The following is a 24,575-nucleotide window of genomic DNA, read 5'->3' as shown; positions in this document are numbered from 1 at the left end:
TTGCCCTGCCCAACAATTGTCTTGCCGTCTGCCGCCGTCACAAGCCCTTCGCCAACTGCAGAATAATGGCTGCACCGACCTGCCTGAGAGAAATAACGCACATTTTCCGCATTTCTTTAGCCCGAGAAGCCACGAAAGGCGAGTGACACGATAACATATTTATATAACTGCCTATTCAACTCACCGATCCGGCTCACCGCCGAGACCGGCGCTGAAGCCCATCGCCACCTCGCTTGTACAATCTGATCAATCACTTCGGTCACCCATGAAGCTTGCCACCTGGAATGTCAACTCACTGAAGGTCCGCCTGCCGCAACTACTCACATGGCTCGTGAGGGAACAACCGGACGTCGTCTGTCTCCAGGAAACGAAGCTTGAAGATCATGGCTTCCCCACGCAGGAGATCGAGGCCGCCGGTTACTACGTCTCTTTCTCCGGGCAGAAGACATACAACGGCGTCGCCATCCTGGCACGAGAAGTGCCGACGGAAATCGTGGTCGGCAACCCGCTTTACCCAGATGAGCAGAAGCGCCTGCTGACCGCGACAATCAGGGGCATCTCTGTCGTCTGTGCCTACGTCCCCAATGGCCAGGCAGTCGGCAGCGACAAATACGCTTACAAGCTCGAATGGCTGGATGGACTCGCCAGCTGGGTCAGCGAGCGCCTTGCCGCCAATCCACACCTGGTCGTGGCGGGCGACTTCAATATCGCGCCGGATGACCAGGACGTGTACGATCCGGCCGCATGGGCCGGACAGATCCTTTGCTCAGACCCCGAGCGAGCAGCCTTCCGCCGCTTGTTGGGCCTTGGCCTGAAGGACAGCTTTCGACTGTTCGACCAGCCAGCCAAGAGCTTCTCATGGTGGGACTACCGAATGCTCGGCTTCCAGAAAAACCGGGGACTGCGAATCGATCACATCCTGCTCTCCGAGACACTCACCGTGCGCTGCAAGGCAGCCCGGATCAGCCGGGAAGTGCGCAAGCTTGAGCGCCCCTCGGACCACGCGCCGGTCATAGCGGAGCTGGCTGATTGATGCACGGTCTCCCGGGAAACCAGCCAGAATCAGTGCTGATGCTCTACCCGGCACTGCGTTCGCTGCCGACGGAGCAGTTCGCCGCGATCTGCCGGGCGACGGCCTTGCTCAGGCTGCCCGCGGGCACCCAGGTGTTTACGGAAAAGCAGAACTGCCTGGGGTTCCCGCTGATTCTCGCCGGCACGATCAAGGTAGTGAAGAACACCGCTGCCGGCCGCGAGTTGCTTCTCTACCGTGTTGAGCCGGGCGGCTCGTGCATTATTACCTCGAGCTGTCTGCTAGCTCACAGCCCCTATTCAGCCCGCGGCATCGCCGAAACACCCCTCTCGCTGCTGCTTTTGCCAATTCCCGTATTCGAGAAACTGATCGCCGAAAATGGCTTGTTCCGTGACTTCGTCTTCCACCTCTTTGGCGACCGTATCGCGGAATTGCTGCAACTGGTTGAGGAAGTCGCGTTTCACCGCCTCGACCAGCGCCTCGCCAAACTGTTGCTCGCCAAAGGTGGAGCCATCCACGCCACGCACCAGGCTTTGGCCGAAGAACTCGGTAGCGTGCGAGAGATTGTCAGCCGCTTGCTCAAGGGCTTCGCCGCCCAGGGAGTGGTCGGACTTGGCCGCGAGCAGATTACCGTTATCGACCGGGACAAGTTGAAGCAGCTGGCGGGCCTTGACCGCTGAGATGCGGCGCCCGTGCGCTATGTGACCTGAGTTACATACACGACCAGGGCAGTTGGGTAAACTGGCTTCGTTACTTAACCATCTCACGGAGCCCATCATGAAAACAAACGTCGGTGGAATCGACAAAATCCTGCGTATCGTTGTCGGCATCGCCCTGATCGCCATGGCCGCCCTGGGAGTGGTCGGCGCCTGGGGCTGGATCGGCGTCGTACCCTTGCTGACCGGCCTGCTTGGCACGTGCCCGGCGTACTCGCTGCTCGGCATGAATACCTGCCCGCTCAAGAAAAACACCTGAAACCCGTGCTGGCAGTTCAGCGGCGTGCAACCACGGCACGCCGTTTCTATTTCAGACTATTGGCCAGCAAAATGTAGTCATCGACCGAAAGTTCCTCGGCCCGACAGCTTGGTGCAAGCCCGAGGCCCTCCAGGTGAGAGTCCTCGACCAGTCCCCTGAGACTGTTGCGCAGCATCTTGCGACGCTGCGCAAAGGCTGTCGACACCAAGGTGGCGAACTGCGTTTCGTCACGCACCGACAGGTCTGCAGCTGCACGAGGAATCAGGCGGACGACAGCCGAATCGACCTTGGGCGGGGGATCGAAAGCCTCAGGCGGCACATCCAGAAGACGTTCCATCACGAACCGGTATTGCAGCATCACCGACAGGCGGCCGAAGTCGCCACTGCCAGGGGCAGCGACCATGCGCTCGACCACTTCTTTCTGCAACATGAAGTGCATATCGCACACGCTGCTGCCAAAGCTGGCGAGATGAAAAAGCAGCGGCGTCGAGATATTGTAGGGGAGATTGCCGACAATCCGCAGGCCGGCGCCTGAGTCACCGGCCAGATGACCGAAATCGAACAACAAGGCATCGCCGGCATGGATCGTCAACTTGTCGGGTGAATACTCTCGCCGCAACCGGGCGATGATGTCGCGATCGATCTCGACGACCTGCAGGTGCTCCAGGCGCTGCACCAGCGGGCGGGTCAAGGCACCAAGCCCCGGCCCGATCTCCACCACGTGGTCACCCGGCTGCACCGCCAGCAGCTCGACAATGTCGGCGATGATCTGCCGATCGACCAGGAAATGCTGGCCGAAGCGCTTGCGCGCGACGTGTGGCCGCATGCGCTCAGCTCTCGCGGTTGGCGCGCTCCGCCATCCCGATCGCCTGCTTGATGGCCGCGAACAGACTGCCCGGATCCGCCTGACCGGTCCCCGCGAGTTCCAGCGCCGTGCCATGATCAACCGAGGTGCGAATAATCGGCAGGCCAAGCGTGACGTTGATGCCGTGACCAAAACTCGCATACTTGAGCGCGGTCAGACCCTGATCGTGGTACATCGCAAGAACACAATCGCCACGTGCCAGCACTGGCGGTGAGAACATCGTATCGGCCGGTAGCGGCCCAAGCAACGTCATACCCCCTGCCCGCAAGCGTTCAAGCACCGGGATGATGACGTCGATCTCCTCACGCCCCAAGTAGCCCCCCTCGCCCGCGTGTGGATTAAGGCCAGCCACCAGGATGCGAGGACGACTGATGCCGTATTTTCGCCCCATCTCAGAATGCAGGATACGCAGGGTTTCTTCGACCGCCGCCTGGGTCACGGCCGCCGGCACGTCCTTGAGTGGCAGGTGGGTCGTCACCAGAGCGACCCGCAGCCCGCCGCCGGCGAGCATCATCACCACCCGACGCGTTCCCGTCCGCTCGGCCAGGTATTCCGTATGACCGGTGAAAGGCATGCCGGCATCGTTGATCACCCCCTTGTTTACGGGTGCAGTGACCATTGCGGCGAACTCTCCGGACTGGCAACCGGCCAGCGCGCGATCGAGCAAGCCGAGGACCTGGCGGGCATTGACGGGATCCAGGCAACCGGGACAGGCCTTGGCCGCCAGGGGTAGATGGAGAACGTCAAGCGTACCGGGCAGCAACGGCAGCGATGGATGCCAGTGGCGCAGGGTGCCGGTCAGGTGTAGCGCCGACGCCCTCTCGGCAAGTAACGGAAGATCGCCCAGGACAACGATCCGGGCGGGTAACTGTACCTGGCGAACAGGATCCATCAAGTGCAGGCAGATCTCCGGCCCCACCCCGGCGGGTTCGCCGACCGTGACCGCAATTGTTGGCGATGACTGCATACACTCAACCCTCCTCGAGTCGAATCTCCACATACGCTCGGTCGCGTGCCTGGCGCAACCAGTCCTGGTAGGCCTCGTCGCGCTTGCGTTCGCGGAGCGTCTGACGGGCAGCCGCCCGTTGTCGCTCGGTCGACACATCCTGGACCCGACGCTCGAGCACCTCGATCAGGTGAAAACCAAAGGGTGATTGCACCGGCTGGCTGAGTTCGCCGGGCGCGAGCAGGTTCATCGCCCGTTCGAATTCTGGCACGGTGTCACCCGGATAAATCCAGCCAAGATCACCGCCTTTTGAAGCCGACCCGTCCTGCGAGAACAACTTGGCCAGATCGGCGAAGCTTTCGCCATGGCGGATGCGCTCACGCAAGCCCTCCAGCTTGTGGCGAGCCTCCGGCTCGGATACGACCTCGTTGACCTTGATCAGAATATGCCGCGCGTGCGTCTGCTCGATCGCCTGCGCCGCACCACCCCCGCGCTTGGCCAGCAGCTTTATCACGTGAAAGCCGTTCGAACTGCGAAGGACGGGCGACACCTCGCCGACCTTGAGCTGTAGACTTGCCTCGGCAAACATGGCTGGCAGACGATCGAGCGAACGCCAGCCCAGATTGCCTCCTTTCATACCGTCGGGTGCATCTGAATAAGCGGCCGCGAGCTGCGCAAAGTCCTCGCCCTTGCGCAGCCGGTCCAATACCTGCTCGGCTTTGGCCCTAAGCTTCTGAATCTGTTCGGGGCTCGCTGACTCTGGCGCCCGTAGCAGAATATGAGCCAGTTGATACTCCTCGCCTGCCGCGCCCTGCACCGACACAGTGGCGAGATAATTGTCGATCTCGCCGTCAGAAATGAAAATCTTGCTCTCCACCTCGCGTTCACGCAGCCGGCCAATGGTCATCTCGGCGCGAATTTCCTCGCGAAAGCTGGCAAAGGTCACTCCGTCCTTTTCGAGTGCTGCCCGGAACTGGGCAAGCGACAGCTTGTTGCCGGAGGCAATGCGCTGCAGGGCCTGCTCCAGCTGCCCGTCGTCGACGCGCAAGCCCATGTCGCGCGCCAACTGTAGCTGGACCTTATCCATCACCAACCGCTCAAGGACCTGCCTTTCGAGCACATCGCGCGGTGGCGGGGCCATCCCCTGTCGCTGCAACTGGCCCAAGGCGGAGTCAAGGCGAGAACGCAACTCATGAAGAGTAATCACTTCATCGTTGACGACGGCAACGATGCGATCGACAGCGACCGGCTGGCCGGATGGCCGGGGCTGCGCTGCCGCCAGCCCGACCAGGCAGACTGAAACAAGCACGGTGCGAAATAGAAGCATCATTCTGTGACCTACCATTCAGCCAGACCCTGGTCCATCATCGCCGGACCGGCGGCGTATCCCGGAATCCTGCGCTGAAGGAGACTCAAGGGGTTTGAGCCAACGCTCGCCAGGCCATTCAATTGCAGTTGCACGAAGAACTGAGTCGTCGAGTCGGCCTCGGTCGTCTGCACGCGATGGGCCACCGTACGTAGCGCCCAGCAACCCGCGTTATACTCCAGGCCCCCTATGATCTCGATCGGCTGGTTCTGCAGAAACGAGTAGTTATAGCGACCAACCGCCTGCCACCGACCGCTAAGCGGCCACTGGCCGGAAAAGTCCACCTGCTTGATCGGAATCGCGGCGTCGGTGTTGTAACTATAGGTAGCATTGATCACCTTGCCCGGCGCCGGCAAATAACGCGCGCCGAACGAGTAGCGCTCGAACTGCTGATCACCGGGATCATATTGCAGGGCGGCGTCCGCATACACGCTTGGCCACACCTGGCCACTGAAGCCAGCCAGGAAATCCGACTTGTCCCAGTTGCGGTTGGTAGTCCCCGGAAGCGTCACCCTGTCGTCAGAAAAGTACAGTCGCTGGCCAAACATTGCCCGCATGATTTCCCCACCGCTGGACGGATCGATCAGGCGAGAGCCGAGAGCGGCAGTCAACTGGTTGGCATTGTTGATGCGATCCCAACCGGAAAACTGGTTGTCAGCAAATATCTGGGCAAAGTTGAAGTCGGCCAGAGCGGTGTCGAATATCGGGATATTGTCCTGGTTCTTGTATGGGATGTTCAGGTAGAACAGTCGTGGCTCAAGGGTCTGCGTGTAGTCGCGACCAAACCAGGTGCTCGATCGCTCGAAGGTCATCCCCGAATCGACACTGAAGATCGGCAACGTCCGGCTAATCGAATCGGGACGAACGTCACCCGAGGTGGGGTACGACAACGCGTAGTGGGTGAGATTCACGCCCAGCCGTGGCGTCACGTACCACCCTGGCGTGACATAGGGCAGCGAGATCTGTGGCTGGAGAACGGTCCTCTGTCCTTCCAACTTGCTTGGGATGATCACCTGTCCAGCGACCTTGGTGGCGCCAGCGCTGACGAAATTGGTGTACTGCCCAAAGAAGGCGCTGTCCGTGAAGAACAGGTCCGGCTGCCGCGCGTTCACCGTGATCTGCGGCAACAAACGATATGGCTGAGCGATGAGATTCTGGGGATCAGGCTGCAAAGTCTGGAAAGACTGCAAATTCGCGGTCGCCGTCCACCACCCCGCACCACCGTAGCTCAGCACACCCTGCTGCAGAAGTTGGGTCTTCGCGGTACTGGTAATCTGACTTGACAAATCGGTGTAATAGTCGTTGTCCGACACCCGGCTGTAGTTGATTGAGCCAGAAAAGCCGTTGGCTGTGGTCTGGATGTGGCTGAGAGCCACCCCCCAGCGGTCAATGCCGGCCTCCCGGTCGTTCGGAAGGTACTCGACGGTTGCGCTGCTGTTGTAGAACCCACCAAAGGCCGCGTTTAGATAGCGAACCTCGCCGCCCATCTGCAACCCGCGTTTCGTGAGCAACCGGGGTGTGAAGGTCGCGTCCATGTTCGGCGCGATGTTCCAGTAGTACGGCACCGAAATCATGAAGCCGCTGTTGTTGCTCGAGCCATAGGTCGGCATCAGGAAACCCGATCTGCGCTCATCGTTGAGCGCAAAGGACATCCACGGCGAATGGAGGATTGGCACACCGAGAAAACGAACGGTCGTGTCCCTGCCCGTTCCGACATCATTGTCGTAATCAAGCTGGAGATCGCTGGCACTGAGATACCAGTCGTCGTTACCGGGCTTGCAGGTGGTATAGGTGGCAGCAGTCATGCGAACCTGATTCTCACCTTCAAGATCGATGCGTTCTGCCTCACCACGCGCCTCCGTGACCTCGCCGACAGCCGTGCCTGAACTCTTCAGCTTGGTCTGTCCGGGCTTGATGTCCAACACGCGCGGCGCCGCGAAACCAGTCGAGGCTTCGGCATCCGGCTGCGTCGCGGCCCAGTACGCGTCCGACAGCTCGCCAGCTTGCACCCGGGTGGCAGCCGACGACCGCCGTTTCATGAAGTACGAAGCCTGGTCGACAAACCCGACCTGGTCTTCGAGCTTCAGACGACCCCTGGTACCTAGAAGGAGGTCATCCCCCTGCTGGAGGCGAACGTTGCCGATCGCCTCAACCTCGTCGTCGATCGGCCAGTAGGTCAGACGGTCGGCGCTCAACAGCGTCCCAGCCTTGCGCAATTCCCCATCATCCTCGGCCAACACCTCCCGGCCGACGAGGCCAGAAATGCGCTGTGCGCTCAGAAAAACTGGGCGCGGGGCCTCGCTCTCGATTGGCAACGGCACTATCGCCTTGGCCATCCGCAGGGCAAGGGGCGGCCCACCGGGGACGGGCACGGCGGGCGGCGCAGGCACCTGCGGCTGGCCAGCGGGTTTGGCTGCGGGAACCGCGCCCTCCGAACGTGTGCTGCGAACGGCGGCAGACGGCTGCGGCAAACCCTGGGGCACGGCCGACGGTCTCGTATCCTCGGCCACCCGGCGCGCCGCCGGAGTGACTTCCGGCGCTGGACGCTCCACCGGGGGCAATACGGGTGCCACTGATCTATCGACAGACGACTCGCGCCGCCTGGCATCAGTCTGGACCGCAGGGGTCGGGGCAGTCGCCGCAGGCATCGGCCGCGTTTCAACCACAGGCGCATCGACCGGCCTGGTCTCGGCGGCAGGTCGGTCAAGTGGATCCTTGGCTGGCGGCGTGACCGGCTTCACTGGTGGCAAGCCAAGCAAACTGGGATCGACCCGGAAGGGCGCCAGACTCTGCCCGCAAGCCTCGCCAGCCAGGCTCGCGGCAACGGTTCCGGCGAAACCGCAGCAGAGGACCAGGGTCAGCGGCTTGCGTCGATAAGGAAACTTCATTCCGGAGTGATCAGTGAGAGGTACGATGGGTTGCTGTGGCGGTCGGCGCCTGCGCGCGCGGTCGGATGCTAAAATCCAGCCATTCTAGCATCAACGTTTAAGGAGAAGCGGCATGCCGCGCACCGCCCTGCTGGGTCACTGGGTCCGGGAGCTTTTCGAGCCAGATTTCCCCGATCGCGATTTCCGCCTTGAACCCGCCTCGGCCGACGCCAGCTTCAGGCGTTACTTTCGGCTCACGCTGCCGGACGGGACAACGCGCATCGTCATGGACGCACCGCCCGACAAGGAAAACTGTCGTCCCTTTCTGAAGGTCGCCGCCTTGTTTCGGGAGGCCGGCGCAAATGTACCTGTGGTCTTGGCCGAGAATCTCGAGCAAGGCTTTCTGCTGCTTTCCGACCTCGGCAGCACGACCTACCTGACAGCACTGAAAGACCGGAACCTGGCGCCGCGACTGTACAGCGACGCCAACAGTGCGCTCCTCGCCCTGCAGATCGCCAGCCGGCCAGGAGTCCTGCCAGAATACGACTACGCCCTGCTCAGCCGTGAACTCGCACTCTTTCCCGACTGGTACCTGGAACGCCATCTTGGTCTGACACCGGACGAGGCGACGCAAAACACGCTGCACCGGGTCTTTTCGGAAATCTTGACCAACAACCTGAAGCAGCCGCAGGTCTTCGTCCATCGCGACTACCACTCGCGCAACCTGATGGTCATCGGGGACAATGCGCCGACCTTCCCGACCAACCCGGGAATCCTGGATTTTCAGGACGCCGTTTACGGCCCGATAAGCTACGACCTCGTCTCGCTCTATCGCGATGCCTACATCCAGTGGTCAGAAGAGCAGGAGCTCGACTACGTGATCCGGTATTGGGAAGCGGCCCGACGGGCGAGTTTACCGGTTCACGCTGACTTTCATGACTTCTACCGCGACTATGAATGGATGGGCGCGCAGCGCCAACTCAAGGTGCTGGGTATCTTCGCCCGCCTCTGCCACCGCGACGGCAAAGACGATTACCTCAAGGACATGCCGCGTGTGCTGAGCTATCTACGGCGGACCTGCCAGCGCTACGGCGAGCTGCGGCCGCTCGCGCGGCTCCTCGACCGACTCGAGCAGCGGCCGGTCGAAGTCGGCTATACCTTCTGATGAAAGCGATGATTCTTGCCGCGGGCCGCGGTGAGCGCCTGCGGCCACTGACCGACTTGACGCCAAAGCCTCTGCTCCGCGCTGGCGGCAAGGCGCTGATCGTGTGGCACCTGGAACGACTGGCAGCAGCTGGCTGGCACGATGTAGTGATCAACCACGCCCACCTCGGGCAGCAGATTGAAGCAAAACTCGGCAATGGCAGCTCATTTGGCCTCAGCATCATGTACTCCCGGGAACCTGTCGGGGCCCTGGAGACTGCCGGTGGTATCGCCGCCGCGCTGCCCTTGCTCGGGTCGCAGCCTTTTCTGGCGGTAAACGGCGACATCTGGTGCGACTGGGATTTCGCGCGCGCCCGCCATGTGGCGCAGGCTCGCGACCAACGACGCGCCCACCTGGTGCTGGTCACCAACCCCCGGCACCATTCCGGCGGCGATTTCCGCCTCGCCGGTGACATCGTGCTGAGCGCGGGCGAAACTACCAGCGACACCGCCACCTACGCTGGCATCGGCGTCTTCTGGCCAGAATTCTTTGCTGCCGTTCCCGCGGGCGCGGTGATGAAGCTGCGGCCACTGCTCGATGAGGGCATTGCCCGCCGGATCATCACCGGCGAACGACATAGCGGCCGCTGGGTCGACGTCGGCACGCCCGAACGTCTCGCCGATCTCGACAGGGAGCTTGCGTAAACCCATGCGTCACCAGCCTTATTCTAGCCGCCGCCAGCAGGTCCTGGCGGAACTCGGTGATGGCGTCGCCGTCATCCCGACCGCGCCAGAGCGTCTGCGCAACCGCGATGCGCACTACCCCTATCGCTTCGACAGCTATTTCTGGTATCTGAGCGGTTTTCCCGAACCGGAGGCGACGATCGTGCTGGTCGGCGGCAAGGAGCCGAGGTCGATCCTGTTCTGCCGCGAGAAAGACGAGGCGCGCGAAATCTGGGACGGCTTCCGCTATGGACCCGAAACCGCCGCAGACGCCTTCGGCTTTTCCGAAGCTCATCCGATCGCCATGCTCGAACAGAAACTGCCCGAGTTGATCGCCAACCGCAGCGTGCTGTGGCACTCGCTCGGCCACGATGCCGACTGGGACCGCCGGATCGCCAGCGCGTTGAATGCCGTGCGTGCCGAAAGCCGCAGCGGCATACGGGCACCGGGTGAAATCCGCGATCTGCGCGGCCTGCTCGACCAGATGCGATTGACCAAGGATGCGCACGAGATCGAGATCATGCGCCGCGCTGCCGACATCGCTTCGGCCGGCCACGCCTGCGCCATGCGCGCCTGCCGGCCAGGCATGGCGGAGTACGAACTCGAAGCCGAGCTGAGCTACGAGTTCCGCCGGCGGGGATCCGCCGGACATGCCTACACGCCGATCGTCGCCGGCGGAGCCAATGCCTGCATCCTGCACTATGTCGAAAACAACCGGTTGCTGGCCGGGCATTCGTTGGTGCTGATCGACGCCGGCTGCGAGCTAGACGGCTACGCCTCGGACATCACCCGCACCTTCCCGGTCAGCGGCCGCTTCAGCCCGGAGCAACGCGAGGTCTACCAAATCGTCCTCGCCGCGCAGCAGGCGGCGATTGACGCGGTGCGTCCCGGCGCCTCGTTCATGGACTATCACCAGGCAGCACTGCGCGTCCTTTCGCAAGGCCTGATCGACCTCAGGCTGATCGCCGGCAGCGTCGACGGGGCCATCGAGAGTGAAGCCTACAAACCGTGGTACATGCACCGCACCGGCCACTGGCTGGGCCTCGATGTTCATGACGTGGGCGAGTACCGCACCGGCAGCGAAGACAACGCCTGGGTCAAGCTGCTTCCCGGCATGACGCTGACGGTCGAACCCGGTCTTTACTTCCGCCCGGGCACGAATGTGCCGCCGCAGCTACATGGTATCGGTGTGCGCATCGAGGACGATGTGCTGGTCAGAGCCGATGGCTGCACGGTGTACACCAGCGCCCCCAAGACGGTTGCCGAAATCGAAGAAGTGATGTGCCATGGCTGATACCCTCGACTCAGTGGACGTCGCCATCGTTGGCGCTGGCCCGGTTGGCATGGCACTCGCGCTGGCCCTGGCCGGCGGTCCCTACAGCGTCCTGCTGATCGACACCCGCCAGCGTGGCGCTTGGGCCGCGGACCCGCGCGCCCTGGCGCTGTCGCATGGAACCCGCCAGATTCTCGAACGCCTCGGCGCCTGGAACGGCCGCCTGGCCACGCCGATCGAGACCATTCATATCTCGCAGCGCGGTGGCTTTGGCCGCACGCTGATCGACTCCGCCGACTACGGCATCCCGGCGCTCGGCTACGTGATGCGTTACCGCGATCTCGCGGCGACCCTTGATCAAAGCTTGGCGACCTCACGACGGCTGAGCAACTGCACGGTCGTCAAGATCTTGGCCAACCGCGATGCCGCCGACATCACGCTCGGCGATGGTGGCGAGAAGCGAAGCATCGCCGCCCGCCTGGTCGTTCATGCCGAGGGCACGCCGGGCAACGACGCAGGGGTTCGGGTGTACGATTACCGACAACACGCCGTGGTCGCCGAAGTCCGCCCACTCGCCGGGCACGGTCACCGCGCCTGGGAGCGCTTCACGCCGGACGGGCCAGTCGCCCTGCTACCACTTGCTCAGGACTACTCGGTTGTGTTTACGATGCCTCCCGAGAAGGCCGGCCAGTTCATCGAGTTGGACGAGCAAGCGTTTCTCGCCGCCCTGCGAATACAGTTCGGCAGCCGTATGGACTTTGTTGCCAGCGGCCCGCGCGCCAGTTTCCCGCTGGCGCTTCGCGTCCGCCAGCAACTCACCGTACCGCGCCAGGTGTGGATCGGCAATGCTGCGCAAAGCCTGCACCCAGTTTCTGGCCAGGGTTTCAACCTCGGCCTGCGCGATGCCTGGGAGCTGGCTGAAACCCTGCTCACACGCGCCAGCGGCGACGCAGGCGACGCCGCTGCCCTCACCTTCTACGCGCAGGGACGCCGGGGTGACCGCAGGGGCAGCATGGCCTTCACCGATGGCATCGTGCGCCTCTTCTCCAATGACGTGGGGCCGTTGCGGGTCGCTCGCGGCCTGGGCCTGCTGAGCCTTGACCTGCTGCCACCGTTACGTCATTTCGTCGCCCGGCGCATGATGTGGGGGGCACGGGCCTGGCCTTGACCGGTTGCATCCGGCCGTAGGATCTGGTTGCCCGCTGACCCGGTAGGCAAACCGGGGCAGCTGCTGGATATTGAGATACGGCCGCCGCCATGTTTCGCTTTGTTGCCGATTCGGCTAGACTTGCCCGCTTACTCAGCACTTGGCTGACATTCGTGACGACCCCATGCCACCAACCAACAAGACACGCCAACTGATCGAATTCAAGGGAACCACCCTGCCGGTCGTCGTCGTCACCCTGCGCTCGTTGCACCCGGACGCTCTGGCCGAAGCAGCCAGCGCGCTTTTCGGTGACGATGAGTTTTTCGACGGCGATGCGGCATTGCTTGAATTGTCACAAATCGTAGACGTTCCGGAACCCGACTGGCGGCGAGTGAAGCAGGTCTTGAAATCGCATGGCCTGAACGTCATTGGCGTCCGTGGTGGCAGCGAGGAACTCCGCTACGGCGCAGCCTTCGCCGGCTTGCCGACCTATGCTGCTGGCGAACGTTCATCCCCCCCTGCCACTGCTTGCCAAGCGACTCCCTCGCCGCTGCCCGAAACAGCCGGTCTGACCAGTGTAGCGGCACCCCCACCGATAGTAACCGCTTCCACCGCCGCGCCAACGGTCTTCATTGAGCGGCCGCTACGTTCCGGACAACAGGTTTACGCACGCGGTGGCGACCTCGTCGTTTTGGCCGCGGTCAATGCCGGAGCGGAAGTCATCGCTGACGGCAACATCCACATTTACGCGCCCCTGCACGGGCGCGCGCTGGCTGGCGCCAGCGGCGCAGCCGAGGCGCGAATTTTCTGCACCCGCTTCGATGCCGAACTGGTTTCGGTGGCTGGTCTGTACCGGACCTTCGATAGTGGCGTCCCCCTGGAAATGGCCGGCAAACCGGTACAGGTGAGGCTGTCAAGAACCCCCGGTGCGGAACCTGGCAAACTGATCGTCGAACCGCTGCAGACCGATTAGCGACGCTCTGGTCTGACACTCGCCAGCAAGCATCAGGGCAATTCAACAGAAAGCGAATTCTGCAGGTAGAATCTCGTCTTTCTATTTGCGGGGAAAAGTCCGTGACACGTATTGTCGTCGTAACGTCCGGCAAGGGTGGGGTCGGCAAGACCACCACCAGCGCCAGCTTCGCGTCGGGCCTTGCCCTGCGTGGTTACAAAACTGCCGTCATCGATTTTGATGTGGGCCTGCGCAACCTGGATCTGATCATGGGCTGTGAACGCCGTGTCGTCTATGACCTGGTCAATGTCCTCAACGGCGAAGCGACGCTCCACCAGGCGCTGATCAAGGACAAGCACTGCGACAACGGTAATCTCTTCGTGCTGCCCGCTTCGCAAACGCGCGACAAGGATGCACTGACCGAAGAGGGTGTGGAGAAGGTTCTAAAGGAACTTGAACACATGGGTTTTGACTACGTCGTCTGCGATTCACCGGCAGGCATCGAGCGCGGCGCGGTCATGGCCCTGACCTTTGCCGACGAGGCACTGGTAGTCAGTAACCCCGAGGTCTCCTCGGTACGTGACTCCGACCGCATTCTCGGTATCATCCAGGCCAAGTCACGACGCGCGCTGCTCGGTGGAGAGCCGGTCAAGGAGCATCTGCTGATCACCCGCTATTCGCCAAAGCGCGTCAGCGACGGTGAGATGCTGTCGTACAAGGACGTGCAGGAGATACTCCGCGTACCGATCATCGGCGTGATTCCCGAATCCGAGGCGGTGCTGCAATCCTCGAATGCCGGCACACCAGCGATCCATCTTGCTGATTCCGACGTTGCTGGCGCCTACCTTGACGTGGTTGGCCGCTTTCTCGGCGAAACCATCCCACTCCGCTTCGTCGACTACGAGAAACCTGGCCTGTTCAAGCGACTGTTCGGGGGTAAATGAGCATGTCCCTGTTCTCCCTGATCTTTGGCAGCAAGCCCAAGACGGCAGCGATTGCAAAGGAACGTCTGCAACTGATCATTGCCCACGAGCGCAATGGCAGCACCAGTACGCCGGATTTCCTGCCGGCCTTGCAGCAGGAGCTGATGGCCGTCATTTCAAAGTACGTGTCGGTCAACCCTGATGACATCAAGGTATCAATCGAGAAACAGGGCAACTTTGAGGTGCTGGAGGTAAATATCGTCATGCCGGAAGCGGGCAGCAGGCTTTGATGCGGCAATCGTCCCCGGGCTGACGAAAACAGCATAGCCAGGACGATAGCTGTTCAGCCCCTTCTGGCTCCAAGGAATCCGACCGCCACCAGCAGTGAGGGGGTGACTGAGCCCCAGGAAGTGCGGCAAGAACTGGCTGTTTCTGTGGCGGCAATCGGCGTAGAATCCTTGTCTCGCCCCCGCCTGCCCGGCACCTGACCGCCATGGAATTTCTCGGTTTTTCCCTTCGCAACCAGTTGTTCGTCGCTCCGATGGCGGGCGTCACCGATCGCCCGTTCAGGCAACTGTGCAAGAAAATGGGCGCCGCCTTGGCAGTCTCTGAAATGGTGACTTCAAACTCGCTGCTCTATGGCAGCATGAAGACGCTGCGACGCGCCAACCATGAGGGAGAGGTGGCACCGATCGTGGTCCAGATCGCCGGTGCCAATCCGTCGATGATGGCCGATGCGGCGCGCTACAACGTCGACCGGGGTGCGCAGATCATCGACATCAACATGGGCTGCCCAGCGAAGAAGATCTGCAACGTGATGGCGGGGTCCGCCCTGCTCCGCGATGAGTCGCTGGTGCAGCAGATTCTTGAAGCGGTTGTTCATGCCGTACCAGATACCCCGGTGACGCTGAAGATCCGCACTGGCTGGGACAAGGACCACCGCAACGCCCTGAACATCCTGAAGATCGCCGAGCAGTCCGGGATCCGGGCGCTGGCCATGCACGGCCGCACGCGCGCCTGCGGCTACGGCGGCCAGGCAGAATACGACACGATTCGGTCGGTCAAGGCCCAGGCCAGTATCCCTGTCATCGCTAACGGCGACATCGGTTCGCCGGAAAAAGCAAGGCAGGTTCTTGACATCACCCATGCCGACGCTGTGATGATCGGCCGTGCGGCACAGGGGCGTCCCTGGCTGTTCCGTGAGATCGAGCATTTCCTGAAAACCGGAACTCACTTGCTGCCACCACGGGTCAGTGAAATTCACCAGGTACTGCTCGAGCATCTCGAAGATCTCTATCTTTTCTATGGTATCGAAACCGGACTAGGCATCGGACGCAAGCATATCTCCTGGTACACCCGGGGACTGGTCGGCTCGGCGGCTTTTCGCGGCCAGGTGAATCAGTTGCCGACCGTCGACCGGCAAAGGCAAGCGGTCAACGCTTTTTTCTCTGCCCTCGGCGAACATCACGAGCGCCTGCCCTATCTCGCTGCGGAGCCGGACACCACCAACCCTGGCCATGCCAGTCTTGAGGACCTCGCCGCATGATTCGAGATCACCATGACGATGACGACATCGCGACTTGCGTCTGCAAGGCGCTTGAAAACTACTTTCAAAGGCTTGAGGGCGAGAAGCCGGTCGCCGTTTACGAGATGGTGATCAGGAGCGTCGAGCGGCCAATGCTTGAAGTCGTTCTCAAACAGGCCGGCGGCAACCAGACGCTCGCGGCCGAAATCCTCGGTATCAATCGCAACACGCTGCGCAAGAAACTGGCCGACCACAAGCTGATCGCCTGAATCGAATTCTCACCTCTTCTCTCAACGTTGCCTTGATTACCTCACTACCATGAAAATCCGCCAAGCCCTGATCAGCCTCTCCGACAAGAGTGGCGCACTCGAATTTGCCCGGGGCCTCGTCGCCAATGACGTGAAGCTCCTATCGACCGGCGGCACCGCCAGGCTGCTCCGCGACGCCGGTCTGCCGGTCACCGAAGTCGGTGATTACACGGGCTTTCCGGAAATGCTCGACGGTCGCGTCAAGACACTGCATCCCCGAGTGCACGCGGGCATCCTGGCGCGTCGCGATCTACCCGAGCATATGAGCACCATCGAGCAACACGGGATTCCGACCATTGATCTGGTCTGCGTGAATCTCTACCCCTTCCGGGAGACCGTCGCTCAAGCCGGTGTCACGCTGGCCGACGCGGTCGAGAACATCGATATCGGTGGTCCGGCGATGGTCCGTTCCTCGGCCAAGAACTACGCTGGGGTGGCTGTCGTTACCGACCCGGCAGACTACACCGCCGTGCTTGCGGAAATGACTTCCAACAGTGGCGAGTTGAGCCTGAACACGCGTTTCGCGCTGGCCAAGAAGGCCTTTGTGCACACCGCGCGTTACGATGCGACGATCGCCAACTGGCTGACTTCACTTGATGAAGCGGACCAGCCCGGGTTATTCCCGGACAGGCTGCAACTTGCTTTCGATCGCGTCGAAGCGCTGCGTTACGGCGAGAATCCACACCAGCAAGCCGCTTTCTACCGCGATCCGATGCCAGTTGCGGGATCCATCGCCAACTACAAGCAGTTGCAGGGGAAGGAACTCTCCTACAACAACATCGCCGATGCCGACGCGGCCTGGGAATGCGTCAAGACCTTCGAGACCCCGGCCTGCGTGATCATCAAACACGCCAATCCCTGCGGCGTAGCGGTCGATGTGAGTCTGCTGTCAGCTTACGAGAAAGCCTTCCAGACCGATTCGACCTCGGCCTTTGGCGGAATCATCGCCTTCAACGGTACGGTCGGCGCCGAGGTGGTCGCGGCGATGAATGTGCGCAAGCATTTCGTTGAAGTGCTGCTGGCGCCGGCTTTCACCGACGCGGCCAGAGAAATGCTGGCCACCAAGCAGAACCTACGCGTCCTCGAACTGCCCCTGGCCAGGGTCTACCATGCTTTTGAAATGAAACGCGTTGGCGGCGGGCTGCTGGTGCAGACACCCGATCACTTCAATGTCAAGGCCTCGGACCTCAGGCAGGTGAGCAAGGTGGCGCCGACCGATGCCCAGATCGAGGATCTCCTCTTCGCCTACCGCGTTGCCAAGTTCGTCAAGTCCAACGCAATCGTATTCTGCGGCCGCGGCATGACGCTGGGCGTTGGTGCCGGCCAGATGAGCCGGGTTGACTCGACCCGCATCGCGGCCAGCAAGGCAAAAAGTGCCGGTCTCGACCTGGCGGGTTCCTGCGTCGCCTCCGATGCTTTCTTCCCCTTCCGCGACGGGCTCGATGTAGTGGCTGCCGCCGGCGCCAAAGCGGTCATCCAGCCCGGCGGCTCGATGCGTGACGAGGAAGTGATCAGTGCCGCCGATGAGCATGGCCTGGCGATGGTCTTTACCGGCGCCAGGCACTTCCGACACTGAGGTCGGTCAGCCGGCTGGCCACGCCAGCAAGAGCGCGCTGCAAGGCGTTGCGCTGACGGCTGGTCACGGCTGCTGCGAATGGTTTTTTTGGGTAAGCGCGGCTGCGCACCCGCGAACGAACTGGTGCTGAAAGGATCCCAATGAAGTTACTCGTCGTCGGCTCGGGCGGTCGCGAACACGCTCTCGCCTGGCGCCTGGCAAGAACACCAGGGCTGCAGAAGGTCTTTGTCGCACCCGGCAACGCTGGCACAGCTCGGGAACGTGAACTCGAGAACGTTGACCTCAGCGACCCGGAAGCCCTCGCCGACTTCGCCATCAGGGAGACAATCCATCTCACCGTCGTCGGCCCGGAAGCGCCGCTCGCCGCCGGCATTGTCAACCTGTTTCGCGCCCGCGGTCTGAAGATCTTCGGCCCAACAAGGGAAGCCGCTCAACTCGAAAGTTCGAAGGATTTCGCCAAGCGCTTCATGGTCAGGCACAACATCCCGACCGCTCGCTTTGCAACCTTCTCCGATCGCGCCTCTGCCCACGCCTACGTCGCCCAACAGGGGGCGCCGATTGTCATCAAGGCCGATGGTCTGGCCGCTGGCAAGGGCGTCGTCGTCGCTGGCAGGCTGGACGAGGCGTACGCGGCGATTGACCGCATGCTGCCAGCCAGCAACCGGGGCGCAGCGAAGCACGCAACACCAGCTCGGGTAGTGATTGAAGAGTTCCTTGAAGGCGAAGAGGCCAGTTTCATCGTCATGGTCGACGGCAAAAATGCACTTCCTCTGGCCTCGAGCCAGGATCACAAGCGCATCGGCGATGGCGACACCGGCCCCAACACCGGCGGCATGGGCGCTTACTCGCCAGCGCCGGTGGTCACGCCGGAGGTTCACGCCCGCGCCATGCGCGAGATCATCCTGCCCACGGTCCGTGGCATGGCGGCCGATGGCATCCCCTATACCGGCTTCCTCTACGCTGGCCTGATGATCGGCAAGGACGGATCGGTCAAGACAGTCGAGTTCAATTGCCGCCTTGGCGACCCCGAAACCCAGCCGATCATGATGCGTTTGAGATCTGACCTGCTGACCCTGCTGGAGCACGCCGTCGCAGGCCGACTCAACCTGGTTGAGGCCAGCTGGGATCGTCGTGTTGCCCTTGGCGTCGTGCTGGCCGCAGCCAATTACCCCGGCCCACCGCGCACCGGCGACGCGATCAGCGGCCTGCCGCAGAACGGAGAGGACAGTCACGTCTTCCATGCCGGTACGCGCGAGCAGGATGGCCGAATCGTCACCTCCGGCGGCCGCGTGCTGTGCGTAACGACGCTCTCGGACAGCATCCGACAAGCCCAGAAACGTGCCTACGACCTCATTGTCGGCATTCACTATGATGGCATGCAGTATCGCCGAGACATCGGCCACCGCGCGGTCAACCGATGAGCAAGGCAAACCACGGCCGGGCGTTTCCTTCCCTGCACGGGCAGTAGCTCGCAGGCGATGAGCGATTCCGCGCGCCTCAGGGACTACTTTACCGGCTTGCAGACGCGCATCGTCACCGCGGCTGAAGCGGTCGAAGGCAGCACCGGCTCGACCTTCCGCGTGGACCATTGGGAGAAGGAGGCTGGTGCGCCAATCACCGGTAGCGGATGCACCTGCATTGTCGAGGGTGGCCGCGTTTTTGAACGCGGCGGCGTCGCTTTTTCAGAGGTCAGCGGTGTTGAACTGCCTTCTTCAGCGACCGCCAAACGCCCCGAACTGGTGGGGCGAGCTTTCGCAGCCAAGGGCGTTTCGCTGGTGCTGCACCCGGAAAACCCCTACTGCCCGACCGCGCACATGAACGTGCGAGCATTGATCGCAACCAGGGCTGATGCGGAACCGGCGTGGTGGTTCGGTGGCGGCATGGATCTGACGCCCTACTACCCTTTTGCTGAAGACATCCGGCATTTCCACGCCACCTGCAAGCGAGCATTGCAGGCTTTCGGCGACGACACCCACGCACGCTACAAGAGATGGTGCGACGAGTATTTCTTCCTCAAGCACCGCAACGAGCCGCGAGGCGTCGGCGGCATCTTCTTCGACGATTTGAACGAGGGCGGTTTTGAGCGCTGCTTCGCCCTGACGCGAGCCGTCGGTGACGCGTTCATTGACGCCTACCTGCCACTGGTGGAAAAGCGGCACTCGATACCCTATGGCGAACGCGAACGCGACTTCCAGGCCTACCGACGCGGTCGTTACGTCGAATTCAATCTGGTCTGGGATCGTGGCACTCTGTTCGGGCTCCAATCTGGCGGGCGAACTGAGTCGATCCTGATGTCGCTACCCCCCCTCGTCAAGTGGCGCTACGACTGGAAACCCGCAGCCGGCACTGCGGAAGCTGCGCTCTACGAAATGCTGACGCCGCGCGACTGGGCATAGCCCCGTGCCCACTTCGTGATGGGGCGTCAGGCAGGCTGCTCGGCTGCCGCCCGATAATGCGGCAACGCCTCGCTCGAGCGCTCGGTCTGCTCAAGGAGACGTGCCAGTTCGAGCCTTGCTTCACGCTGTTCGGCCATCGATAGGGACGCTTCAAGGTAGGCTTGCGCTTTTCCCCACAAGCCTTGAGACAGACAGAGACGGCCCAGCGCGAGCAACAGACGAGGCCCTGGGATGCTCGAGTAGCCATGCTTCGGCTCGTGCGATGCACGCAATCAGATCATGACCGCGCAGTTGGCCTTAAAGGCTGATCAATGCCGGATCCCAGTACACGCTGAGCTGCCCTTCTATGAGGCGTTGGGCCTGATCATGAGCGCCGTGTTCGATCAAGGCCTCGGCCAATGGTATTGCCAGTCGTAGGCTGTTCTCCATTGCCGGCAATTGCCGCAGATACTCGAGAAGTTGTCCGGGACCTCCCCGTAGGTGGCGAACATTCTCCTGATGGGCCTTGAGCCTGATTTCCTGCGCCAGTTGCGGTGCCACACCATCGCGCTTCTCGAGCAGGCGCACCAGGCGCAGCCACCTCCGGCCAGTTGGCGCAACCCTGCTGTGCGCGCAACTCGAGGCGAAGCGCCGCGATGTGGCGGCCAGACAGGGCCTGCAAACGCTGAAGTGTCTTCGCAGCCGCCTCGAAATTCCTGCCGTCGAGGTGGGTTTCGGCTTCGAGCATCAGTCGTGCCGGTTCCATCCGTAGATCGTCGCGGCTGGCGCGCTCAAGCCATGCCTTCCCGTCTCCGCCTCGCCCAGGAGCTGTGCGGCGCGTGCCGCGAGCAGCGCCGCCAGAGCCAGCGCATGGTTGGCGGCGTGCGGCCTCACCCGCTCTTTTCAAAACCTGCCCGAAACGCCCCTTGAATAGCAGACGCATGGCATCCTGAAAGGCTACCGCAGCCTTCTCGCAACGGCGACGTTCACGAAACGATCGGACCCGGTTCGGCAGTGACACGGTCAGCGCGGCGGCACGGAAAAGGCCGTAGAGCAGGACAAAGGTCAGAGCAAGCAGAACAATCGCCAGGTTGGGCGAAATCTCCGCGCGATACGGCGGCAAGACCAGCAAGATATAACGCTGATTGAAGCGTGCTGCCAGAGAGATGCCGACTGCAAGTGCGCACAGCGCCAGCAGCCATAACAGGCGCCTCACTTGCGCTCCTTGCCCAGCTTGAAGGTCTTGATCGCTGCCAGGCTTTCATTGAGCGTCGGCAAGTCGGTGTCGATTTCGGTCGAGGTCAGTTGCTCAAGCGCGGCCTGAGTGGTCTGAAGCGAGGCATGCTGTGAGTCGAAATAGGGATCCAGCCAAGTCTGGGCATGCTTAATTCTACTTTGTCAGATTCGTATTCGCCTTCCTGTGATCTGTGTTTGTCATGTGGTAGAATGTCATATGTCGTGATTGTTCCATCTATTCATGGAGTTGTAAATCACAATGTCAACTCCGATACGTCGATTGCATATCAGCGCTGGTCGCTTCGGCACTAGAGCACTTCGATTCGCACTTCACGCCGTACCTTCACTGCTTTCAAAGCCGGACCCGTTCGGTAGAAGACACGGCGCGCCAGTATCTGCACGGGCTGTTCCAGAGTTCGCGCCGTAACATGGAGTGCATGGCGGAAACCGTAGCCGACAGCCGCTATCAGCCACTGCATCATATGCTGAGCGAATCCAAATGGGATCGGCGCGGGGTGCGTCGGCAACTGGTGGTCGATGCCAACACCCATTTCGGCCACCCCAGCGCTCTGCTCCTCGACGAGAGCGCGTTCGGAAAGAAGGGAAACATGTCCGCGGGCGTGGCGCGGCAGTGGAACGGTCGCTTGGGGAAGGTCGATAACTGTCAGGTGGGCGTCTTCGCGGCGGTGACGCGCGATGGCGTAGCAAGCGTGGTGGATGCCGACTTGTATCTGCCGGAGAAGTGGGCCAAAGATACGACACGTTGCGAGGCGGTGGGGGTGCCTGAGGAGGCGCAGACGTTCCGCACCAAGGGCGAGATCGCTCTGGACATGGTAATTCGCCTGAGGCGGGAAGGCTTGCACTTCTCTTTCGTCGCCTTTGATGGCGGCTACGGGCACTTGCCCTGGCTGCTCGGGGAACTGGATGTCGAGGGAGAGATCTTCTTCGCTGAGGTGCATTCGGATCAGGCGATCTATCTCCAGGATCCCGCACCCGCGGTGGCGGCTCGTCGTTCGTCGAAGGGTCGAGCGCCCCGTCGGCTGCGGACCACGGCGGTGCCCATGACGGTGGCCGCGTGGGCAGCCACGCAGTCGGCATCCGCCTGGGGGCGTCTGTCGATCCGTGACGGCGAGAAGGGCGAGGTGATGGCCGACTATCTCACCCAGCGGGTGTGGGTCTGGGACGGCGAGGCGCCGTTGGCGAGCCGTTGGCATCTCCTGGTACGACGGGAACTCGATGGGACGAAACTCAAATTCGGCCTGTCCAATGCCAAGCCCAGGGCGTCTTTGCGCCGCTTGGCGGAAATGCAGGGAGCGCGCCATTTCGTCGAGCAGTCCTTCCGAGAGGCCAAGAGCGCCTGCGGCATGGCCGAGTATCAGGTCCGCCGCTGGCAGGCGTGGCACCATCACATGGCCCTGGTCATGATCGCCACCATGTTCCTGGCCAAGGAGCGCCTGGCCCATCGCGAGACGGCTGAACTGCTCTCCTGCCGTGACTTGATAGAGATCATGCGCCATCGGCTGCCTACCAAGATCGTCACCGACGAAGACCTCGCGGCATCCATCATCGACAGGCATCGACGGCGGCACCAAGCCATGGAATCCGCCTACAGAAAGCAAGCCGCCATGCTCTAAGCATTAGATTGAAAGACAATCTGACAAAGTAGAATTAAGCTCGTTACGAAAGTTCCACTGATCCCTCGCCAGCAAGGCCAGACGGGCATTGAGCAGACGCAACTTAAGATTCTCGCGCAGTAAGAAGGCCTGCCCAGGCGCCAGCAGTGCCGGCTCGTCACGATCACAACGCTGGATTCTGACCAGACCCTTGACCTCCTGCCAGAACTCGCTGGCCAGCCGCAGCCAGAACTCTAGGCTGGCTGCCGACGCCGATTCTATGGCTCCCTTTGCAGCCATAGTCGACTCCCCAGTATTCAGCCGGGGCCGCGCTTCGACCGCCAGAGGCAGACTGTCGATGGCATTGATGACGCTTTACAGCCGCAGGTTTATGCCTGACATATCGACCATTGGCAAGGCCCGCAAACGATCAAGATCGCGGACCAGACTCTTGCGCAGACTGATGAACTGTGGTCGGCTACTGCTCGCCAGGCGAGCGTCTGCGGCCTGCAGGGCAAGCACCGCAGCTTGCACGTCCAGCCAGCTGCAACTGCTGCGCGGCCAGCAGAACCCCCTGCTCGACCTCGGCCAACGCCTACTCGTCCCGGTTGCGCGCCAGATCCTGGTAAAGATCCTCAAGCATTGCCTGCTGGCTCCGCGACTCGGCAATTCTCGCCTCGAGCGGACCGAGTCTGCCCAGGACAGCGGCCCGTTGCTCCTGCGCATGCCTTGCCAGGGCACGGCTTTCGACGCTCACCGAGTCGCTCTCGGCCAAACGGCGAGCAAGCTCCTGCTGCGTGTCGGCCAGCTTGATTCGGGTTTCCACCCACTGCCAGCCTGTCAGCCCGAGGGCCAGCACGACTACCAGCAGCCAGGGGTTGCGCCAGGCAGGACTTGTTGTCGTGCTGACCGGCGCGGGAAACGGCGCCTGCGCAAGAGCAGGCCGCGAAGCAGGTTCTTCGCTCATCATTGCAGCCAATCATAGGCGCACAGAGCTGCGATGATCCCGGCATCGCCTGGTCCGCTCAGGACCACCCGCTGCAAGTCAAGCTCCTTCGCGAGATCGGCAATGCGCTGATGTGGTACGAAAACCGGAGTGCTCCGCAGACATGCACGCGAACTCTCGTCGAGCAGATCGACCAGATTGCGCAAACCTTCGCTTGAAGAAATCGTCAGTGCGTCAAGCCAGCCATAGCGCCATAGGGCCACGAGTGACGCTGCGTCAGATGGTGCCGAGCGCTGGTAGCAGCTCACGCAGTCGACTTCGGCGCCACGTTCACGCAGCTGATCGGCCAGTAGTTCCCGACCTCCGTTGCCGCGAAGGATCAGTATCCGCCTGCCGGCAATGGCGGCTCGCTGCAACTCCGGAAGCTCCAGCACTGCTTCGGAGTCGAAACGCGCGACGGGCGCCAGCGTGTCCCCCAGCCCGTAGCTCGCGAGCGACATGACCGTGCTCTGGCCAATGGCGACCGGTCGCAGGCCTCGCGGCCACGCCTGACGGGCAAGAATGTGCGGCAGGCTGAACGCGGCAGCATTGGGGCTGATGAAGATGGCCAGCGAGTAGCTTTCGATACGCGTGATCGCCGAGCGCAAGGGACCGTGGTCGGCGACGGGAGATATCTCGAGCAGGGGAAACAGCACCGCCTCGCCACCTTGCTCGGTTATCAAGCCGGCCAGTTTCAACGCCTGCGCGCGCGGGCGCGTCACAACGATCTTCCTGCCGCGCAAGCGC

At 62.1% G+C, this 24,575-nt stretch carries 25 protein-coding genes and 2 pseudogenes; 16 read left to right on the top strand and 11 right to left on the bottom strand.

Going from position 1 to position 24,575, the window contains the following annotated elements:
• Positions 1 to 265 precede the first annotated feature (265 nt).
• The 3 genes from xth to V5B44_RS07835 all read left to right on the top strand — a co-directional run bounded on the left by xth (position 266) and on the right by V5B44_RS07835 (position 2,005).
• Entirely contained in the window at positions 266 to 1,033 is a 768-nt protein-coding gene (gene xth / locus V5B44_RS07845; protein WP_332358515.1) for an exodeoxyribonuclease III, read from the top strand.
• Positions 1,033 to 1,710 (top strand): Crp/Fnr family transcriptional regulator, encoded by a 678-nt coding sequence (locus tag V5B44_RS07840; protein WP_332358514.1) that lies wholly within the window; start codon positions 1,033 to 1,035, stop codon positions 1,708 to 1,710. The genes xth and V5B44_RS07840 overlap by 1 nt, the downstream gene beginning before the upstream one ends.
• Positions 1,711 to 1,807: 97 nt before the next feature.
• Entirely contained in the window at positions 1,808 to 2,005 is a 198-nt protein-coding gene (locus tag V5B44_RS07835) for a YgaP family membrane protein (RefSeq protein WP_287634935.1), read from the top strand.
• A gap of 46 nt (positions 2,006 to 2,051) precedes the next feature.
• Here the strand turns inward: V5B44_RS07835 and rsmA are convergent, their stop codons facing one another.
• Genes rsmA through lptD form a run of 4 tightly spaced genes read right to left on the bottom strand, consistent with a single transcriptional unit; the run spans position 2,052 to position 8,070 of the window.
• Positions 2,052 to 2,831: a 16S rRNA (adenine(1518)-N(6)/adenine(1519)-N(6))-dimethyltransferase RsmA gene (gene rsmA, locus V5B44_RS07830; protein WP_332358513.1), complete on the bottom strand. Its 780-nt coding sequence runs from the start codon at positions 2,829 to 2,831 to the stop codon at positions 2,052 to 2,054.
• A gap of 4 nt (positions 2,832 to 2,835) precedes the next feature.
• Positions 2,836 to 3,837, bottom strand: coding sequence for a 4-hydroxythreonine-4-phosphate dehydrogenase PdxA (gene pdxA / locus V5B44_RS07825; protein ID WP_332358512.1), 1,002 nt, complete (start codon positions 3,835 to 3,837; stop codon positions 2,836 to 2,838).
• A gap of 4 nt (positions 3,838 to 3,841) precedes the next feature.
• A complete protein-coding gene (locus V5B44_RS07820) occupies positions 3,842 to 5,146 on the bottom strand; it encodes a peptidylprolyl isomerase (RefSeq protein WP_332358511.1) in 1,305 nt (434 codons plus the stop codon).
• 8 nt (positions 5,147 to 5,154) lie between these two features.
• On the bottom strand, positions 5,155 to 8,070 hold the full coding sequence (gene lptD / locus V5B44_RS07815; RefSeq protein WP_332358510.1) for an LPS assembly protein LptD: 2,916 nt from the start codon (positions 8,068 to 8,070) through the stop codon (positions 5,155 to 5,157).
• Positions 8,071 to 8,182: 112 nt separating this feature from the next.
• Between lptD and V5B44_RS07810 the strand changes: the two genes are divergently transcribed.
• The 12 genes from V5B44_RS07810 to hemF all read left to right on the top strand — a co-directional run bounded on the left by V5B44_RS07810 (position 8,183) and on the right by hemF (position 20,015).
• A complete protein-coding gene (locus tag V5B44_RS07810; RefSeq protein ID WP_332358509.1) occupies positions 8,183 to 9,214 on the top strand; it encodes an aminoglycoside phosphotransferase family protein in 1,032 nt (343 codons plus the stop codon).
• Complete coding sequence (gene murU / locus V5B44_RS07805; RefSeq protein WP_332358508.1) at positions 9,214 to 9,897, top strand: N-acetylmuramate alpha-1-phosphate uridylyltransferase MurU; 684 nt, start codon at positions 9,214 to 9,216, stop codon at positions 9,895 to 9,897. The genes V5B44_RS07810 and murU overlap by 1 nt, the downstream gene beginning before the upstream one ends.
• Positions 9,898 to 9,901: 4 nt before the next feature.
• The gene (locus V5B44_RS07800) at positions 9,902 to 11,209 is read left to right on the top strand and encodes an aminopeptidase P N-terminal domain-containing protein (RefSeq protein ID WP_332358507.1); all 1,308 of its coding nucleotides are present in this window, start codon (positions 9,902 to 9,904) and stop codon (positions 11,207 to 11,209) included.
• Positions 11,202 to 12,356, top strand: coding sequence for an FAD-dependent monooxygenase (locus tag V5B44_RS07795; RefSeq protein ID WP_332358506.1), 1,155 nt, complete (start codon positions 11,202 to 11,204; stop codon positions 12,354 to 12,356). Before V5B44_RS07800 ends, V5B44_RS07795 begins: the two co-directional genes overlap by 8 nt.
• Positions 12,357 to 12,519: 163 nt before the next feature.
• The gene (gene minC / locus V5B44_RS07790) at positions 12,520 to 13,308 is read left to right on the top strand and encodes a septum site-determining protein MinC (RefSeq protein WP_332358505.1); all 789 of its coding nucleotides are present in this window, start codon (positions 12,520 to 12,522) and stop codon (positions 13,306 to 13,308) included.
• Positions 13,309 to 13,409: 101 nt separating this feature from the next.
• Positions 13,410 to 14,231 carry a septum site-determining protein MinD gene (gene minD / locus V5B44_RS07785; RefSeq protein ID WP_332358504.1) on the top strand — a complete coding sequence of 274 codons (822 nt, stop codon included), beginning with the start codon at positions 13,410 to 13,412 and terminating at the stop codon, positions 14,229 to 14,231.
• Positions 14,232 to 14,233: 2 nt separating this feature from the next.
• On the top strand, positions 14,234 to 14,500 hold the full coding sequence (gene minE, locus V5B44_RS07780; protein ID WP_332358503.1) for a cell division topological specificity factor MinE: 267 nt from the start codon (positions 14,234 to 14,236) through the stop codon (positions 14,498 to 14,500).
• 203 nt (positions 14,501 to 14,703) lie between these two features.
• Entirely contained in the window at positions 14,704 to 15,756 is a 1,053-nt protein-coding gene (gene dusB / locus V5B44_RS07775; protein WP_332358502.1) for a tRNA dihydrouridine synthase DusB, read from the top strand.
• The gene (locus tag V5B44_RS07770; protein ID WP_287634950.1) at positions 15,753 to 16,004 is read left to right on the top strand and encodes a helix-turn-helix domain-containing protein; all 252 of its coding nucleotides are present in this window, start codon (positions 15,753 to 15,755) and stop codon (positions 16,002 to 16,004) included. The genes dusB and V5B44_RS07770 overlap by 4 nt, the downstream gene beginning before the upstream one ends.
• A gap of 49 nt (positions 16,005 to 16,053) precedes the next feature.
• Positions 16,054 to 17,619 (top strand): bifunctional phosphoribosylaminoimidazolecarboxamide formyltransferase/IMP cyclohydrolase, encoded by a 1,566-nt coding sequence (gene purH / locus V5B44_RS07765; RefSeq protein ID WP_332358501.1) that lies wholly within the window; start codon positions 16,054 to 16,056, stop codon positions 17,617 to 17,619.
• Between the two features lie 140 nt (positions 17,620 to 17,759).
• On the top strand, positions 17,760 to 19,040 hold the full coding sequence (gene purD / locus V5B44_RS07760) for a phosphoribosylamine--glycine ligase (protein WP_332358500.1): 1,281 nt from the start codon (positions 17,760 to 17,762) through the stop codon (positions 19,038 to 19,040).
• A gap of 57 nt (positions 19,041 to 19,097) precedes the next feature.
• Positions 19,098 to 20,015, top strand: coding sequence for an oxygen-dependent coproporphyrinogen oxidase (hemF, locus tag V5B44_RS07755; RefSeq protein WP_332358499.1), 918 nt, complete (start codon positions 19,098 to 19,100; stop codon positions 20,013 to 20,015).
• Between the two features lie 26 nt (positions 20,016 to 20,041).
• On the opposite strand, the gene V5B44_RS07750 is transcribed toward hemF, so the two are convergent.
• The 4 genes and pseudogenes from V5B44_RS07750 to V5B44_RS26600 form a co-directional block, all read right to left on the bottom strand.
• Entirely contained in the window at positions 20,042 to 20,230 is a 189-nt protein-coding gene (locus tag V5B44_RS07750; protein ID WP_332358575.1) for a hypothetical protein, read from the bottom strand.
• A gap of 82 nt (positions 20,231 to 20,312) precedes the next feature.
• Positions 20,313 to 20,582 (bottom strand): hypothetical protein, encoded by a 270-nt coding sequence (locus tag V5B44_RS07745; RefSeq protein WP_332358498.1) that lies wholly within the window; start codon positions 20,580 to 20,582, stop codon positions 20,313 to 20,315.
• 67 nt (positions 20,583 to 20,649) lie between these two features.
• Positions 20,650 to 21,210, bottom strand: a pseudogene (locus V5B44_RS26605) (heme biosynthesis HemY N-terminal domain-containing protein); the annotation flags it as partial.
• Positions 21,207 to 21,383: a uroporphyrinogen-III C-methyltransferase gene (locus tag V5B44_RS26600; protein WP_434735423.1), complete on the bottom strand. Its 177-nt coding sequence runs from the start codon at positions 21,381 to 21,383 to the stop codon at positions 21,207 to 21,209. The gene V5B44_RS26600 and the pseudogene V5B44_RS26605, both read right to left, overlap by 4 nt.
• Before the next feature lie 131 nt (positions 21,384 to 21,514).
• Here V5B44_RS26600 and V5B44_RS07735 point away from each other — a divergent pair, with 131 nt between their 5' ends.
• Positions 21,515 to 22,864: an IS701 family transposase gene (locus tag V5B44_RS07735; protein ID WP_434735422.1), complete on the top strand. Its 1,350-nt coding sequence runs from the start codon at positions 21,515 to 21,517 to the stop codon at positions 22,862 to 22,864.
• Positions 22,865 to 22,867: 3 nt separating this feature from the next.
• Here V5B44_RS07735 and V5B44_RS07730 read toward each other — a convergent pair.
• The 3 genes and pseudogenes from V5B44_RS07730 to V5B44_RS07720 all read right to left on the bottom strand — a co-directional run bounded on the left by V5B44_RS07730 (position 22,868) and on the right by V5B44_RS07720 (position 24,550).
• A pseudogene (locus V5B44_RS07730) lies at positions 22,868 to 23,365 on the bottom strand (uroporphyrinogen-III C-methyltransferase).
• A 73-nt stretch (positions 23,366 to 23,438) separates the two neighbouring features.
• Positions 23,439 to 23,813 (bottom strand): hypothetical protein, encoded by a 375-nt coding sequence (locus V5B44_RS07725; RefSeq protein ID WP_332358496.1) that lies wholly within the window; start codon positions 23,811 to 23,813, stop codon positions 23,439 to 23,441.
• Positions 23,810 to 24,550 (bottom strand): uroporphyrinogen-III synthase, encoded by a 741-nt coding sequence (locus V5B44_RS07720; RefSeq protein ID WP_332358495.1) that lies wholly within the window; start codon positions 24,548 to 24,550, stop codon positions 23,810 to 23,812. The genes V5B44_RS07725 and V5B44_RS07720 overlap by 4 nt, the downstream gene beginning before the upstream one ends.
• Positions 24,551 to 24,575: the final 25 nt, after the last annotated feature.

The organism is Candidatus Accumulibacter necessarius, assembly GCF_036625085.1.
This window is presented reverse-complemented; position numbering and strand designations above follow the sequence as displayed.

Bases quoted from the DNA above. Each gene is read 5' to 3' on its own strand.
- xth (WP_332358515.1), top strand. From the start codon at position 266: ATGAAGCTTGCCACCTGGAATGTCAACTCACTGAAGGTCCGCCTGCCG.
- V5B44_RS07840 (WP_332358514.1), top strand. From the start codon at position 1,033: ATGCACGGTCTCCCGGGAAACCAGCCAGAATCAGTGCTGATGCTCTAC.
- V5B44_RS07835 (WP_287634935.1), top strand. From the start codon at position 1,808: ATGAAAACAAACGTCGGTGGAATCGACAAAATCCTGCGTATCGTTGTC.
- rsmA (WP_332358513.1), bottom strand. From the start codon at position 2,831: ATGCGGCCACACGTCGCGCGCAAGCGCTTCGGCCAGCATTTCCTGGTC.
- pdxA (WP_332358512.1), bottom strand. From the start codon at position 3,837: ATGCAGTCATCGCCAACAATTGCGGTCACGGTCGGCGAACCCGCCGGG.
- V5B44_RS07820 (WP_332358511.1), bottom strand. From the start codon at position 5,146: ATGATGCTTCTATTTCGCACCGTGCTTGTTTCAGTCTGCCTGGTCGGG.
- lptD (WP_332358510.1), bottom strand. From the start codon at position 8,070: ATGAAGTTTCCTTATCGACGCAAGCCGCTGACCCTGGTCCTCTGCTGC.
- V5B44_RS07810 (WP_332358509.1), top strand. From the start codon at position 8,183: ATGCCGCGCACCGCCCTGCTGGGTCACTGGGTCCGGGAGCTTTTCGAG.
- murU (WP_332358508.1), top strand. From the start codon at position 9,214: ATGAAAGCGATGATTCTTGCCGCGGGCCGCGGTGAGCGCCTGCGGCCA.
- V5B44_RS07800 (WP_332358507.1), top strand. From the start codon at position 9,902: ATGCGTCACCAGCCTTATTCTAGCCGCCGCCAGCAGGTCCTGGCGGAA.
- V5B44_RS07795 (WP_332358506.1), top strand. From the start codon at position 11,202: ATGGCTGATACCCTCGACTCAGTGGACGTCGCCATCGTTGGCGCTGGC.
- minC (WP_332358505.1), top strand. From the start codon at position 12,520: ATGCCACCAACCAACAAGACACGCCAACTGATCGAATTCAAGGGAACC.
- minE (WP_332358503.1), top strand. From the start codon at position 14,234: ATGTCCCTGTTCTCCCTGATCTTTGGCAGCAAGCCCAAGACGGCAGCG.
- dusB (WP_332358502.1), top strand. From the start codon at position 14,704: ATGGAATTTCTCGGTTTTTCCCTTCGCAACCAGTTGTTCGTCGCTCCG.
- V5B44_RS07770 (WP_287634950.1), top strand. From the start codon at position 15,753: ATGATTCGAGATCACCATGACGATGACGACATCGCGACTTGCGTCTGC.
- purH (WP_332358501.1), top strand. From the start codon at position 16,054: ATGAAAATCCGCCAAGCCCTGATCAGCCTCTCCGACAAGAGTGGCGCA.
- purD (WP_332358500.1), top strand. From the start codon at position 17,760: ATGAAGTTACTCGTCGTCGGCTCGGGCGGTCGCGAACACGCTCTCGCC.
- hemF (WP_332358499.1), top strand. From the start codon at position 19,098: ATGAGCGATTCCGCGCGCCTCAGGGACTACTTTACCGGCTTGCAGACG.
- V5B44_RS07725 (WP_332358496.1), bottom strand. From the start codon at position 23,813: ATGATGAGCGAAGAACCTGCTTCGCGGCCTGCTCTTGCGCAGGCGCCG.